General features: G+C 39.9%; 11 protein-coding genes and 1 pseudogene. 3 read left to right on the top strand and 9 right to left on the bottom strand.

Annotated features, from left to right (window positions below; translation table 11 throughout):
• Both dsbB and nhaB read right to left on the bottom strand, forming a co-directional pair.
• Positions 1–350 (bottom strand): disulfide bond formation protein DsbB (dsbB, locus tag QNK26_RS05680; RefSeq protein ID WP_319221428.1); only part of this gene is annotated, 350 nt, incomplete at its 3' end.
• A 179-nt stretch (positions 351–529) separates the two neighbouring features.
• Positions 530–2,116 carry a sodium/proton antiporter NhaB gene (gene nhaB / locus QNK26_RS05685; protein ID WP_319221430.1) on the bottom strand — a complete coding sequence of 529 codons (1,587 nt, stop codon included), beginning with the start codon at positions 2,114–2,116 and terminating at the stop codon, positions 530–532.
• Between the two features lie 242 nt (positions 2,117–2,358).
• Between nhaB and fadR the strand changes: the two genes are divergently transcribed.
• Positions 2,359–3,138, top strand: a complete 780-nt coding sequence (fadR, locus tag QNK26_RS05690; RefSeq protein ID WP_319221431.1) for a fatty acid metabolism transcriptional regulator FadR — start codon at positions 2,359–2,361, stop codon at positions 3,136–3,138.
• 52 nt (positions 3,139–3,190) lie between these two features.
• Here fadR and QNK26_RS05695 read toward each other — a convergent pair whose 3' ends face one another.
• The 6 genes from QNK26_RS05695 to leuC all read right to left on the bottom strand — a co-directional run bounded on the left by QNK26_RS05695 (position 3,191) and on the right by leuC (position 12,040).
• Positions 3,191–4,702, bottom strand: a complete 1,512-nt coding sequence (locus QNK26_RS05695; protein WP_319221432.1) for a SpoVR family protein — start codon at positions 4,700–4,702, stop codon at positions 3,191–3,193.
• Between the two features lie 11 nt (positions 4,703–4,713).
• Positions 4,714–5,982 carry a YeaH/YhbH family protein gene (locus tag QNK26_RS05700; protein ID WP_319221434.1) on the bottom strand — a complete coding sequence of 423 codons (1,269 nt, stop codon included), beginning with the start codon at positions 5,980–5,982 and terminating at the stop codon, positions 4,714–4,716.
• A 23-nt stretch (positions 5,983–6,005) separates the two neighbouring features.
• Positions 6,006–7,928, bottom strand: coding sequence for a PrkA family serine protein kinase (locus QNK26_RS05705; protein WP_319221436.1), 1,923 nt, complete (start codon positions 7,926–7,928; stop codon positions 6,006–6,008).
• 390 nt (positions 7,929–8,318) lie between these two features.
• Complete coding sequence (locus tag QNK26_RS05710; protein ID WP_319221437.1) at positions 8,319–9,857, bottom strand: alpha-isopropylmalate synthase regulatory domain-containing protein; 1,539 nt, start codon at positions 9,855–9,857, stop codon at positions 8,319–8,321.
• A gap of 130 nt (positions 9,858–9,987) precedes the next feature.
• The gene (gene leuD, locus QNK26_RS05715; RefSeq protein WP_319221438.1) at positions 9,988–10,608 is read right to left on the bottom strand and encodes a 3-isopropylmalate dehydratase small subunit; all 621 of its coding nucleotides are present in this window, start codon (positions 10,606–10,608) and stop codon (positions 9,988–9,990) included.
• Between the two features lie 31 nt (positions 10,609–10,639).
• On the bottom strand, positions 10,640–12,040 hold the full coding sequence (gene leuC, locus QNK26_RS05720) for a 3-isopropylmalate dehydratase large subunit (RefSeq protein WP_319221439.1): 1,401 nt from the start codon (positions 12,038–12,040) through the stop codon (positions 10,640–10,642).
• 392 nt (positions 12,041–12,432) lie between these two features.
• Between leuC and QNK26_RS05725 the strand changes: the two genes are divergently transcribed.
• Complete coding sequence (locus QNK26_RS05725) at positions 12,433–12,852, top strand: CBS domain-containing protein (protein WP_319221440.1); 420 nt, start codon at positions 12,433–12,435, stop codon at positions 12,850–12,852.
• An 89-nt stretch (positions 12,853–12,941) separates the two neighbouring features.
• Here the strand turns inward: QNK26_RS05725 and glpT are convergent, their stop codons facing one another.
• Positions 12,942–14,303 carry a glycerol-3-phosphate transporter gene (glpT, locus tag QNK26_RS05730; protein WP_319221442.1) on the bottom strand — a complete coding sequence of 454 codons (1,362 nt, stop codon included), beginning with the start codon at positions 14,301–14,303 and terminating at the stop codon, positions 12,942–12,944.
• A 501-nt stretch (positions 14,304–14,804) separates the two neighbouring features.
• Here glpT and QNK26_RS05735 point away from each other — a divergent pair.
• Positions 14,805–15,232, top strand: a pseudogene (locus QNK26_RS05735) (ATP-dependent RNA helicase HrpA); the annotation flags it as partial.

The following is a 15,232-nucleotide window of genomic DNA, read 5'->3' on the forward strand; positions in this document are numbered from 1 at the left end:
AGGGGAGCCCAAGTTGGGAAATTAGGGAAGAAGTCGCATGTCGAAAACGGTGACGGATTTAACTGGATATCAACATGTTCAATCGCTAAGCTTAAGCTATAGCCCGCACTGATAAACCACAATGCAAATCCGCTAAAACGCACCAGCGGATTACTTGGCGCGATGGCACCAACTAACCCAGCAAAAATAATTCCCATCATGGCCACGCGTTCATAAACACACAATACGCAAGGATTTAGCTCCATCACATATTGGAAGAAGAGCGCGCATGCTTCTAATCCCATGCCTGTCAGTGCGAGTAAAACCCAAGGAAGGCGTTGCTTAGGCAGGTTAGAAATAAACTGGTACATATATTATCTCAAATGAATTTAATTATGACCTGCTGTTATATCATATTGTTAGACTAGATATGAGGGGGCAGATTGTAAAAGTGTGTAAGAATAAAATTTTTATCGAATATTACTTATCTAAGGTTATTACTTATATAAAAAACGCCGCTAATAGCGGCGTTTATTCAAATTAAATTATCTTAGTGTACGGCAGATTTAACGGCTTCAATGGCGCTGTCTGCATGGGCACTAATGAGCCCCATATCGAGCATCATTGTTGTAGCTGGCTCTAAGAAGAACATCAATGAACCAAGCCCAACTAATGTCATTACAATCGTATAAGGTAATGCCATGATAACCATACGGCCATATGATAAACGTAATAACGGCGCTACTGCTGACGTTAATAAGAATAAAAATGCAGCCTGTCCATTTGGTGTTGCCACTGAAGGTAAGTTAGTACCGGTATTAATGGCTACAGCAAGTAAGTCAAACTGATCACGCGTGATAGTACCGTGCATCAGTGCCGCTTTTACTTCGGTAATATAAACAGTACCAACAAATACATTATCACTTACCATAGATAAGATGCCATTAGCTAAGTAAAATAGCGGTAGCTGTTGATGTGGGTCTGCAGCAAGTACTGCACTGATAAGTGGAATGAATAATTGTTGATCAATGATCACCGCAACAATAGTGAAGAATACCGCGAGTAACGCGGTGAAAGGTAATGCTTCTTCAAATGCTTTACCTAACGCATGTTCTTCAGTAATACCGTTAAAGGCTGTAGCTAGAATGATGACTGATAAACCAATAAGACCAACGGCAGCTAAATGCAGCGCTAGACCAACGATTAACCAAACACCAATTGCCGCTTGCGTATACAGTTTTACACGTTCACGTTGGCTGCGGTTGGCATCTTCATGTTTATCAAAATCAACCAAAATAGTACGTACTGCAGCGGGTAATTCAGTGCCGTAACCAAAGATTTTAAACTTCTCGACAAGGACACACGTTAGTAGGCCAAAGACAAATACCGGAACTGTAATTGGTGACATGCGCAGTGCAAACTCTACAAATTCCCAACCCGCTTGTTCAGCAATGATTAAGTTTTGCGGTTCACCAACCATAGTACATACGCCGCCAAGCGCAGTACCAACACCAGCATGCATCATAAGACTACGCAAGAAAGAACGGTAATCATCAAGATCTTGACGCTTTAGTTCGTTCACGCTTGCATCATCAGTATGGTCATGGTCATGTTTAAAATCACGACCTGATGCTACTTTGTGGTAGATACTATAGAAACCAATAGCGACACTAATTACCACGGCAATCACCGTTAGTGCGTCTAAGAAGGCTGAAAGGAAAGCCGATACTACTGAGAAAGATAAAGCCAGCAATGCTTTAGATTTAATGTTAATCAACAATTTAGTGAAAACATAAAGCAATAATGACTTCATAAAATAGATACCGGCAACCATAAATATCAGCAGCAATAATACTTCTATGTTACTCGCCAGTTCATGTTGCACTTGCTCTGCAGAGGTCATGCCAATGGCAACGGCTTCAATTGCGAGTAAGCCACCTGGTTGAAGAGGGTAACATTTTAGCGCCATTGCTAAAGTAAAGATAAATTCGGTAACTAATAACCAACCAGCAATGAAAGGGTCAATCGCAAAGATAATCGGGTTTATAATAAGAAAGGCAATGATCGCAATTTTGTACCACTGAGGTGAATTACCTAAGAAGTTTAATTTTGCAGCCGTACTAAGACTAATGTCCATAGGAGGTGTCCAATATTTGGTGTAAAGAATTATAAAATTGCGACATTCTAAGCATATTTTGTGATGTGCGCCATCATTTTTATTGATACAGATTATTGTTATTGCAAATAAAGTTATTTTAATATTTAAATTGGAATAAATTATTCTAGTGATAGGATCTAATTTAAATCTGGTCGGACGAGCCTGTGGATGCTAAGATTCGAAAAGATACAACCTGTTATATTTCTAATATGAGAAGTTAAATGGATATTACTGATAGTAAAACAACAAATAAAAAGCGTCAGAATGACGGTATCATTAAGGCGAAAAGTCCAGCTGGCTTCGCTGAAGAGTACCTTATCGAATCAATTTGGAAAAACCGTTTTCCTCCGGGCTCAATTCTTCCTGCAGAAAGAGAACTTTCTGAGCTTATTGGTGTTACCCGGACTACGCTACGTGAAGTTCTTCAACGTTTAGCGCGTGATGGTTGGCTCACTATTCGCCACGGAAAGCCGACGCAGGTTAATAATTTTTGGGAGACATCGAGTCTTTCAATTCTTGAAGATTTAGTACGATTAGACCCTGAGCGCTTGCCAGAGCTGATTAGCGATTTATTATCTGCCCGTACCAATATTAGTGTTATTTTTATCCGAGCAGCGATCAAGCGTGATCCTGAACGTGTTGTCGAAATTCTAAACGAAGCTGAATCGCTGGCAGACGATAAAGAGGCATATACGACTTACGATTACCATATGTTGCACAAATTAGCGTTTTTGTCTGGTAATTTAGTTTATGCATTGATCTTGAATGGTTTTGATAATATGTACCGTATCTTAGGTAAAATCTATTTTGATTACCCTGAATCACGTGCACTCGCGAAAAATTTCTATCGTGAATTAAAAGAGATCGCAGAACAAAATCAAGCAGATGAAAGTTTAAATGTTATTCGTAATTATGGTATGAACTCTGGTCTACTTTGGCAGCAGTACCGTGATGAAACATGGGATGATATTTGCGTCGCTTTTGAACAGCGCATTAAATAATTATTACGTAATAATTGTATATAAAAAAACCAGTCATTGACTGGTTTTTGTCTTAAGGCGTTGGCGTTATGCTCTGACAAAGCAGTTCGATATTACCATTTGCTTGCAATTGTTCTAGCCGTACATCAAAGCCCCAAAGTCGGTGGAGATGCTTCATTACTTCTTGTGCGGATTTACTCTCCAAGGGGATTTCTTGGTGCGGTACATAACGTAACGTTAAGGACCTATCACCTTTTTTGTCGATATTGAACACTTGAATGTTAGGCTCATTGTTACTTAAATTATATTGGGCAGATAACTTATTGCGTAACTGCTGATAACCTTCCTCATTATGAATTGCCGATACTTCAATATGTTTACTGCTTTCATTATCTTCGATTGAAAATAGATGCATATCACGCATCACTTTCGGTGATAGATATTGGCTAATAAAACTCTCATCTTTAAAATTTTGCATGGCAAAGTGCAATGTTTCTAACCAATCACTGCCCGCAATATCAGGAAACCAAGCTTTATCTTCCGCCGTTGGGTTTTCACAAATGCGGCGAATGTCAGTAAACATCGCAAACCCAAGCGCGTAAGGATTCATACCTGAATAATAAGGGCTATTGTAAGCTGGCTGTAACACCACGTTAGTATGATTATGTAATATCTCTAACATGAATTTATCGGATACTAATCCTTCGTCATACATGTGATTGGTAATGGTGTAATGCCAAAATGTGGCCCAACCTTCATTCATGACTTGCGTTTGTTTTTGTGGATAAAAGTATTGGCTTATCTTGCGGACGATACGGATTATCTCTCGTTGCCAAGAATGTAATAATGGTGCATTTTTTTCTACAAAATAGAGAATGTTTTCTTGTGGCTCTGCTGGGTAATTTGGTTCAGTCGGAGCTTCTTTTTCATTACTTTGGGGCAGGGTTCGCCACAGTTCGTTTACTTGGGTTTGCAAATAATCAGCACGTTCTTGCTGGCGACGCTTTTCTTCACTTAATGACGGTTCACTTGGTCGCTTATAACGGTCGACACCATAACTCATTAACGCATGACAAGAATCGACAATATTTTCGACTGCATCGATCCCATATTTTTGTTCACACTCTGCAATATAGTTCTTGGAAAATAGCAGATAATCAATAATTGAATCTGCATCTGTCCATGATTTAAAAAGATAGTTGTTTTTAAAAAAAGAATTGTGGCCATAACAAGCATGTGCGATCACTAACGCTTGCATCGGTATAGTATTTTCTTCCATTAAATAGGCGATACAGGGACTAGAGTTAATGACAATTTCATACGCGAGTCCCATCTGACCACGTTTGTAGCTTTGCTCAGTTTGAATAAATTTTTTACCAAAACTCCAATGGTTATAGCCAATCGGCATCCCTACGGAAGAATAAGCATCCATCATTTGCTCAGCAGAGATCACTTCTATTTGATTGGGGTAAGTATCAAGTCGATAATGCTCGGCAATACGTTTAATTTCGACATGATACTGTTCAAGTAGTGGAAAATTCCAATCTGGACCATCGCTAAGTTGCTTTACTTCATCTTTTAACATATAGATTCTCCCTAAGCGGCCTGTTTCTTGAATAGTTCACGGAATACAGGGTAAATATCTTCGAGTTGACGAATGTGCTGTAAAGCGAATTGAGGGTATTCTTCCGCCACTTTTTCGTATTCTCGCCACAATGTCTGATGCGCTCTATTGGTTATTTCTATATAGCTGAAGTAGCGCACTTTCGGCATTATTTTATTGAGTAAAATAGTGCGGCATAAAGGTGAGTCATCAGCCCAGTTATCCCCATCAGAAGCTTGTGCTGCATAAATATTCCACTCAGTTGCGGGATACTTATCAGTGACGATTTTATCCATGAGTTTTAAGGCTGACGACACAATCGTACCACCTGTCTCTTGTGAGTAAAAAAATTCATGCTCATCAACTTCTTTTGCTTGAGTATGGTGGCGTATGTAAACCACTTCAATTTTTTTGTAAGTACGGGTTAAGAACAAATAGAGTAAAATGTAGAAGCGTTTCGCCATGTCTTTCGTTGGCTGATCCATAGAACCGGATACATCCATTAGACAAAACATCACGGCTTGGCTATTGGGCACTGCATATTGCTCAAAATTGTTATAGCGTAAATCAAAGGTATCGATAAAAGGTACTTTACTAATCCGCTCTTTAAGTTCGGCAATTTCTTTTTTTAGTTCGTCGACAAATTGACCTTCAATCTCGCCACGTTTGGTTAATTCATCAACTTCCTGTTGCAGAGCTTTGACTTTTCTTTTTTTACCGCCAGATAATGCGGTACGTCTAGCGAGTGAATTTTGTAATGATTTCACAATCGCGATGTTACCGGGGTTACCATTTGAGGTATAACCAGCGCGATGGGTTTTCATTTCGACGATACTGTTGAACTGGTTTTCTTGTAAATTGGGTAACTCTAAATCTTCAAATAACAGATCAAGATATTCGTCTTTTGAAATTTGAAAATTAAATTCATCATTACCTTCACCGCTGTCACTTGCTTCTCCACCACCAGGGCCTGCACCACCCTCGGGTGGTGGGCGACTGATTTTATCACCGGCAATGAATTGATCGTTACCTGGATGAACAATAGTACGATCGCCCCCTTTACCTTGGTGGAAGCTTGGTTCTGAGATGTCACGAGTTGGAATACTGACACTTTCTCCAGATGTAATATCCTGGATACTACGATTATTTACAGCATCAGATACCGCCTTTTTTATTTGTGAATTATAACGACGCATAAAGCGTTGTCGATTAACGGTACTTTTATTTTTACCGTTTAATCTGCGATCAATAAAATGTGCCATCTCATACCCCCTAACACAGTATCTTATGATGATTTACGTACACGTAAATACCATTCTGACAACAATCTAACTTGTTTCTTGGTATAACCTTTCTCCATCATACGGGCTACAAAGTTGTCATGTTTTTGTTGTTCGTCTGTGGATGTTTTGCCGTTAAATGAGATAACGGGTAATAACTCTTCAGTGTTGGAGAACATTTTCTTTTCGATCACAGTACGGAGTTTTTCGTAACTGACCCATGCCGGATTTTTACCACTGTTATTGGCTCTAGCGCGTAATACAAAATTAACAATTTCATTACGGAAATCTTTGGGGTTACTGATACCAGCAGGTTTCTCAATTTTTTCTAGATCGTTATTTAATGCTTCTCTATCAAATAACTGACCCGTTTCTGGATCGCGATACTCTTGATCTTGGATCCAAAAATCAGCGTAAGTGACATAGCGGTCGAAAATATTTTGGCCATATTCAGAATAAGATTCTAAATAAGCGGTTTGAATTTCTTTACCAATAAACTCAACATATTTCGGGATCAAGTAGCCTTTCAAGAATTCTAAATAACGGTCTGCAATATCTTGAGGGAATTGTTCACGCTCAATTTGTTGTTCGAGTACATAGAACAGGTGTACAGGATTGGCTGCGACTTCAACATGATCAAAATTGAAGACTTTGGATAAAATTTTGTAAGCAAAACGGGTTGATAGCCCTGACATACCTTCATCAACGCCGGCATAATCACGATACTCTTGATATGACTTGGCTTTTGGATCGGTATCTTTTAAGGTCTCGCCATCGTAAACGCGCATTTTCGAATAGATTGATGAGTTCTCTGGGTCTTTGATCCGTGATAGTACAGTGAATTGAGCAAGCGCATCTAGGGTACCTGGTGCACATTTGGCATTGTGTAAAGCACTGTTTTCAAGAAGTTTTCTATAAATAGCTTGCTCTTCACTAATACGTAAGCAGTAAGGTACTTTAACTATGTATACCCGGTCTAAAAAGGCTTCATTGTTTTTGTTATTACGGAATGTTTGCCACTCAGATTCATTCGAGTGAGCAAGAATTATACCTTCAAAAGGCAGGGCTGATAGACCCTCTGTACTGTTATAGTTACCTTCTTGCGTTGCGGTAAGTAGTGGATGCAGCACTTTAATCGGTGCTTTAAACATCTCTACAAATTCCATCACACCTTGATTAGCTTTACAGAGAGCGCCTGAGTAACTGTATGCGTCAGGATCATCCTGTGAAAAATGCTCTAACTGACGAATATCAACTTTACCGACTAACGATGAAATATCTTGGTTATTTTCATCCCCAGGTTCAGTTTTAGCAATGGCAATCTGGTGAAGGATAGATGGACGTATTTTTTCCACTTTAAATTGGCTGATATCACCACCATATTCTTTTAAGCGTTTAGCAGCCCAAGGCGACATTACATGGCCTAGATAACGGGTTGGAATACCGTATTCACTACGCAAAATATTGGCATCTTCATTGATATCAAACAAGCTAAATGGATGGTCATTTACTGGTGAACCTTTGATGCGATAAATGGCTTCATTTTGCATTAGGTCTTTGAGTTTTTCTGCCAAAGATGATTTACCACCACCAACTGGCCCCAATAAGTACAGGATTTGTTTTTTTTCTTCTAAGCCTTGCGCTGAATGTTTTAGGTAGGCAACGATTTGTTCAATCGCATCTTCCATACCGTAGAATTCAGCAAAAGCCGGATAACGTGCAACAACACGGTTTGAAAATAATCGGCTTAAACGAGAATCAGTCGCGGTATCAACCATTTCTGGCTCACCGATAGCGTTTAGTAGTCTTTCAGCAGCAGATGCGTATACAGCTTTGTCGTCACGACATAAGTTTAAAAACTCTTGGATCGTGTATTCTTCTTCACGACTTTCTTCGTATCTTTGCTGATAATGTTCAAAAATACCCATAGGTAACCCCCAAAATGTAATTACTTGCATCTGCAGGAATTGGCATCTACAAGTCTGAAGTATTTCTCACTTCTTCTATAAATCTAGACTTTGATTTCAAAATTGCGCAATTAAATTGCGGTTTTATAAGCATTTTATTATTTTATTAAGATGCGTTATATTCGAATGACAAAATATCGGTTGCTAGTGAGTTAGAATTGACTAGAGTTGTTTAGCGGGTCTTTATATTGTCAGTCGTACTTTTGACAACATATACATTGAGTATAGCTCACACAAATGTGATTAAATATTTTTAGCCATTATATTTAGGATTGACGAGGCGTGATATGAAGTAAAACTTTAGTGGCAGGCTAACACGGGGTTTATTTTCATGCTAACCTGGCGGGCATATTAAGGTGAATTGCTGGTTATTTTTTCGTGTAGCAATTTGTTTAACATGCGCATTGTCGCTTGTACGCCAGCAAATACTTGATTTGAACTGACGCCACGGGTTCTAAAGCTTTTATTGTCTTGTTGCCAAGTAATGAAACTCTCGGTAAGGGCACTGGTTTTACCGCCGGGAGGGATGCGGACTTGATAGTTTTCTAAGTTCGGGAAGTCAAAGCCGACTTTTTGCATAATCGCTTGTATCGCCATGCTGAACGCATCAAAACCCCCGTTACCTGAACCGGCAGATTTATACATTTCATCACCAATACGAACGCGGATACTTGCTGTTGAGTCAACATTTAGCCCTGATGTTATCGAACAATTGAGTAGTTCAATGTGCGAATAATCTTTACTCTCCAATAGGTCGGCAATAATAAAGGGTAAATCTTCAGGTGTGATAATCGATTTTTGATCGCCGAGTGTCACAATCCGCTCGAGTAATTTGGTTTTTTGTTCTGTACTTAAGTCAATACTTAACTCTTCCAAATTTTTCTCAAGTGATGCTTTACCACTCATTTTACCGAGTGCGTAAGTTCGTGTGCGTTCAAATCGTTCTGGGCCTAATACGGTTTGATATAAGCCACCTTTATTATCGCCATCCGCATGGATACCACTGGTTTGGGTAAACACGTCAGCGCCGATGATAGGGGCGTTTGCTGGTGTGAACTTACCTGAGAAGCTTTCTATCATTTGACTAATTTGATGAATTCGCTGTTCATTGATTGATGATTGAATACCGAGTTTGTCTTTTAATACCACCGCTACTTCTGCCAGTGACGCATTGCCGGCACGCTCACCAAGGCAGTTAACCGTACAGTGGATGGCACTAATACCGACTTTAGCTGCTGCTAATGCATTTGCAGTTGCTAAACCGTAATCATTGTGTGGATGAAAATCAAATTGCAGTTGCGGGAAGCGACTTATCATGTCAGATAGACTAGTATGTACCTCGTCAGGTGACATTACCCCAAGCGTATCTGGCAGCATGTAATGTTGGATTGGTAAATCGGCTAGTTCAGTGATCATATTATAAACGTAATCGGGATTATCACAGTAACCGTTAGACCAATCTTCAAGATAGATATTAACCCTCAACCCTTGCTCCATTGCGTAATGAATGGTTTCTCTTACGTCAGCAATGTGTGCAGAGGATGTCTTGCGTAGCTGTTCAATACAGTGTTTTTCGCTGCCTTTAGTTAATAAATTAATGACCTTCGCACCACTGGATTTGATCCAATCAACGCTCTTGGTGTGATCAACAAATCCTAATATTTCAATACGGTCTGCTACTTGTTCTTGCTCTGCCCATTGCATTAATGAGGCTACTGCATTTTTTTCGCCTAAAGATACGCGTGCAGAAGCAACTTCGATGCGATCGACATTAAGTGATTGGAGTAGGGCTTTAGCAATACTGACTTTTTCATCGGGAGTGAAGGAGACCCCTTGGGTTTGCTCTCCATCGCGAAGAGTCGTATCCATTAGCTGGACTCGAGGGCGCATGATTTCCATATTTGCTACCTGCTTCAAATTGTAGGAAAAGAGCGGATAACTTATGGTTATCCGCTTTTAAAGCGTCTGTTTAGTATTTTTTGAAAGAGTTTATTTTCTATCAAACAATCATACCAAATAATTAACTTGCTTCAGTCCATAACCATGGGAACTGTTGTTTGTTAGCTGTTTCGAATTCGGTGATCTTTTCTTCATGTTTTAATGTCCATGAAATATCATCAGCACCTTCGATCAGGCTTTGTTTACGGAATTCGTCTACTTCCACGTTAACAACAATGCCGCCCGGTGTTGTTACTGTTTGTGCTGGTAGGTCAACCGTAAACTCAACCCCTTCATTGGCAGCAATTTCAGCCATCAATGCAGCGAGTACATCTTTGCTTACACGGATTGGTAAAATACCATTCTTGAAGCAGTTAGAGTAGAAAATATCAGCGTAGCTTGTTGAAATTATCGTATTGAAACCAAAATCTTCAATCGCCCATGGCGCATGTTCACGTGATGAGCCACAACCAAAGTTATCGCCAGCAACTAAAATTTTAGCGCCTTTGAATGCCGGTCGGTTTAATTCAAACTCAGGGTTTTCTGAACCATCATCAAGAAAACGCCAGTCATGAAATAAGTGAATACCAAAACCAGTACGTTCTACTTTTTTCAAGAACTGTTTTGGGATGATTTGGTCTGTATCTACGTTACTACGATTCATTAATGCAGCAACACTAGTATGATTTTTATATGCTTTCATTTTAATTCCTTGATCACTAATGTGCTAAAGCTTATGCCCAGTTACGGATGTCAACAAAGTGGCCTTCGATTGCCGCTGCAGCAGCCATTGCTGGTGATACTAAATGAGTACGTCCACCTTTACCTTGACGACCTTCGAAGTTACGGTTTGACGTAGATGCACTACGTTGACCTTCGCTTAGTTGATCACCATTCATTGCTAGACACATAGAGCAACCGGGTTCACGCCATTCCCAACCAGCAGCAATTAAAATCTTATCTAGACCTTCTTGTTCTGCTTGTTCTTTCACTAGGTATGAACCAGGAACTGCAATTGCTTGTACTGAAGAACTTACCTTTTTGCCGGCGCTTAGTTCAGCAATGGCGCGGAAATCTTCAATACGACCGTTAGTACAAGAACCAACGAACACCAGATCAATATTTATATCTGTAATTGGTGCTCCGGCTTTAATATCCATGTAGGCAAGCGCGCCTTTACATGAAGACGCTTTAATTTCATCACTAAAATCACTTGGCGATGGTACAGTCGCATTGACTGCTACAACTTGTTCTGGAGATGTACCCCAAGTTACTTGTGGTGCAATATCTTCAGCTTTAAGTTCAACAACAGTATCAAATACCGCATCATCATCAGTTGGTAGTGATTTCCAGTATGCTAGAGCAGCTGCCCAATGATCACCTTGTGGTGCATATTCTTTACCTTCAAGATAAGCATATGTAGTTTCATCGGGTGCGATAAGGCCTGCGCGTGCGCCGCCTTCGATCGCCATGTTACACAAGGTCATACGACCTTCCATACTCAGGTCGCGAATTGCAGAACCGGCGAATTCGATTACGTGGCCAGTACCGCCAGCAGTACCGATTTTACCGATAACAGCAAGGGCGATATCTTTTGCTGTTGAATATTTCGATAATTTACCTTCTACGCTCACTAGCATAGTTTTTGATTTTTGTTGTTGTAGCGTCTGAGTTGCCATTACGTGTTCAACTTCAGAAGTACCGATACCGAATGCTAACGCACCAAAGGCACCGTGTGTTGCAGTATGCGAATCACCACACACAGCAGTCATACCTGGGTGGATAAAACCATGTTCAGGTACCACAATATGAATAACACCGTTATTAACGCTCTGCATATCGTAAATTAGTAGGTCATGTTCGCTACAGTTGTTGGCCATCGTATCAATTTGCTTTGCAGCGATTGGATCTTTAATTGGTAGGTGACGGTCCACTGTTGGTACACAGTGATCCATTGTTGCCAAGATACTATGGCGATTACGGATCGGACGATTTTTTATTTTTAAGCCTTCAAATGCTTGTGGACTTGTTACTTCATGCATCAAGTGACGATCGATGTAGAGTAGCGGGGTTCCATTCTTTGGTTCGTGAACTAAGTGTGAATCCCAGATTTTTTCATACATTGTCTTTTTCATTGCTTCCCTTCCCATCAAGCGAGATATTTATACTTTCTTATGTCTTGATACTATGACAATTGTGTGACCTTCTTCAAGAACATAATTTCATAAACAGTTGGTATTATAAAAAACTGATTTGTTATAACTCTGATTCGGTTCGATAAGGCGATATAAAAAGCTGCTTAAATTAAATAAACCAGTGTGACATGTTGTCAGTTTCACTGTTGGCGGGGTTATTTATTTTTTACATTATGTTTAATTTTTTTACTTTTCTGCTTTTCAATGTTGGAAATAAAGTAATTCCAACCATTTTAAGTTCTTGATTGTAGAAATAATCATATAACCTATGCTTAGGATAAGTAATAGCCATGTATTATTTAAAGTAGATTAACGTATTAAAGGGGTAGGCAATGAATTCTTTAAAAGTATCTGATTATATGCAGTTACGGCCAGTTAAATTAACGGCAGAGATGCCCGTGGCTACCGCTGTTGATAAATTACTAAAGTCGCCTCATATCGGTGCTCCGGTGGTGAATGATAATGATACGCTAATCGGGTGGATCTCGGAGCAAGATTGCTTAGCATCGTTGCTGGAGTCGAGTTATTACTGCGAAGAGGTCGCGATAGTTGCTGACTTAATGAGAACGGATGTGCTCACTGTTCGGGCAGAAGACAATATTATTGAATTAGCGCAAAAGATGTTATCTGCAAAACCCAAAGTATATCCGGTGATTGATGCCCAAGGGGTCGTGGTGGCGATCATAACGCGTCGCGATGTATTAAAGGCGATGGATAAACAACAGCAATCTTGTTATGAAAAATGCCGTTAATATTTAGTTAATCTTAATTTAGATAAAGTAGCGGCGACTTTATTTTAAAAACAGTCGCCGCTAAAGTTATTGCCAATAATACAGTCTATTTATGCTACTGCAGTATCACTATTTTTGTTATCGTGAAAACGTTTTTCACCGATATATGCGTAACCTAAACAAATGATAGAAGCGACGCAAGATCCGACTAATACTATAAAACCACCATCCCAACCAAAATGGTCAACGGTATAACCAAGTACAGCGTTTGCTGCAACAGCACCACCTAGGTAGCCAAACAGGCCGGTTAAACCTGCTGCGGTACCAGCGGCTTTTTTAGGTGCTAGTTCTAATGCATATAAACCAATTAACATAACAGGACCGTAAATAAGGAAACCGATAGCAATTAATGCCGCCATATCGATGCCTGGATTTCCTGCAGGGTTAAACCAGTAAACAAGTACAGCAATAGTCACTAGCACCATGAATAATATGCCTGCAGGTGCACGACGGCCTTTGAATAATTTATCTGAGATCCAACCACAAAGTAGGGTACCTGGAATACCTGCCCATTCATATAAAAAATAAGCCCAAGAAGAAGCGTCTACACTGAAACCTTTTGCTTCTTTTAGATAAACAGGGGCCCAATCCAAAACGCCGTAACGGATCATATAAACAAAAGCATTCGCAATCGCGATAGACCACAGCAGTTTATTGTTGAGCACGTATTTGAAGAAGATCTCTTTTGCGGTCATTTCTTGTTCATGATCTTTGCTGTAGTCATCTGGGTAATCATCTTTATATTCTTCGATTGGTGGTAACCCACAAGACTGTGGGGTATCACGCACCGTGAACCAGACAAAAACGGCGACGATCACAGCAAAGAATGCTGGAACATAAAACGCAGCATGCCAATCATCGTTAAAGGCCCATAATCCAAGCAAGAACATAGGGCCAATTAGACCACCACCAACATTATGCGCGACATTCCAAACCGAGACTAATTCGCCACGTTCTTTTTTAGACCACCAGTGCACCATGGTTCTACCGCAGGCTGGCCAACCCATGCCTTGAAACCAACCATTTAAAAATAGTAAAACGAACATGGCGGTGATACTGCTAGTTGCCCAAGGCATGTAGCCAAAAGTAAACATCACAGCAGCGGACATTAATAACCCTGCGGTTAAGAAGTAGCGTGGATTAGAGCGATCGGAAACACTACCCATCAGAAACTTAGATAGACCGTACGAAATAGACACTGCCGATAATGCGACACCAAGATCGCCACGGCTAAAACCTTGTTCAATCAAGTATGGCATTGCCAAACTGAAATTTTTACGCACTAGATAATAGCCTGCGTAGCCAAAGAAAATGCCAAAGAATAACTGCCAACGTAAGTATTTATAGGTGGAGTCAATTTGGCCTGGGGGTAAACGAGCAATATGCTCTTTGGGTTTGAAAATACCAAACATTTATAACCTCGAGTTTCAACGTTTTGATGGTTTTTAATAACCATTCTATAGGGTGTGATGTTCGTTCGAGCGAAGAACTAGTGGATTCTATTTTCTTTCGAAGTATTTGTATGTGACTGAGATCAAATAAATATCTGCTTAAAATCAAACGGATAGTATGTGAAAATAAATATACGTATATTTCTTAGTTGTTTTGCATGTGTAAATAAAACGTTACACGCAGTTAGGCTGCGTTTTAACTGCATATATTGGGAAGTCTGCTGTGAAGGTCATTCTAGATGTTAAGTCGGTGTTGGCTTTGTTGTGCATTTGTTATTGGGTTTATATTTCATATATGTAGAGCCAATAGTCTGAAAAGTGTCCAGTGATACTTTTTAATCACAGTAATAAGTGTGTGGTTGGAGTGCATTTCATTTGAAATCCAATAATCATTTGAAATTCCATAGAGACTGGCATAGTATTTCGCTTTTAAACTAAGTTAATGGGCGATTTCTAACTATTATGCAGAGTATCTTCAAATCCCTGACGGCTGAATTATCTAATTGTATGCATGCGGATCGTTTTCGTTTTAAACGCCGGTTACAAACAGCACAAAAATTACCTTCTGAAAAGCAACAGAAAGCCGTTGAAAAATTGCAGCAAGATATTACTAGTTCGGCGAGCCTGCGTCAGTCGCGTATTGATAATTTACCCGTAGTCTCTTACCCTGAGTCTCTGCCGATTAGTCAGAAACGTGACGATATCGCTAATGCTATTTTAAATAACCAAGTGGTGATAATTGCCGGTGAAACTGGCTCGGGTAAAACCACTCAGATCCCTAAAATATGCCTCGACCTCGGGTTAGGTATTGATGGCATGATTGGTCATACGCAGCCAAGACGACTTGCTGCGCGTACTGTTGCTAACCGTATTGCTGAAGAACTTGATTC

The organism is Moritella sp. (assembly GCF_033791185.1).
In the GTDB taxonomy this organism is placed as follows: Bacteria; Pseudomonadota; Gammaproteobacteria; order Enterobacterales; family Moritellaceae; genus Moritella.

Excerpts from the sequence above, each read along its gene's own strand:
- nhaB (WP_319221430.1), bottom strand. The coding sequence starts at position 2,116 with ATGGACATTAGTCTTAGTACGGCTGCAAAATTAAACTTCTTAGGTAAT.
- fadR (WP_319221431.1), top strand. The coding sequence starts at position 2,359 with ATGGATATTACTGATAGTAAAACAACAAATAAAAAGCGTCAGAATGAC.
- QNK26_RS05695 (WP_319221432.1), bottom strand. The coding sequence starts at position 4,702 with ATGTTAAAAGATGAAGTAAAGCAACTTAGCGATGGTCCAGATTGGAAT.
- QNK26_RS05700 (WP_319221434.1), bottom strand. The coding sequence starts at position 5,982 with ATGGCACATTTTATTGATCGCAGATTAAACGGTAAAAATAAAAGTACC.
- QNK26_RS05705 (WP_319221436.1), bottom strand. The coding sequence starts at position 7,928 with ATGGGTATTTTTGAACATTATCAGCAAAGATACGAAGAAAGTCGTGAA.
- QNK26_RS05710 (WP_319221437.1), bottom strand. The coding sequence starts at position 9,857 with ATGCGCCCTCGAGTCCAGCTAATGGATACGACTCTTCGCGATGGAGAG.
- leuD (WP_319221438.1), bottom strand. The coding sequence starts at position 10,608 with ATGAAAGCATATAAAAATCATACTAGTGTTGCTGCATTAATGAATCGT.
- leuC (WP_319221439.1), bottom strand. The coding sequence starts at position 12,040 with ATGAAAAAGACAATGTATGAAAAAATCTGGGATTCACACTTAGTTCAC.
- QNK26_RS05725 (WP_319221440.1), top strand. The coding sequence starts at position 12,433 with ATGAATTCTTTAAAAGTATCTGATTATATGCAGTTACGGCCAGTTAAA.
- glpT (WP_319221442.1), bottom strand. The coding sequence starts at position 14,303 with ATGTTTGGTATTTTCAAACCCAAAGAGCATATTGCTCGTTTACCCCCA.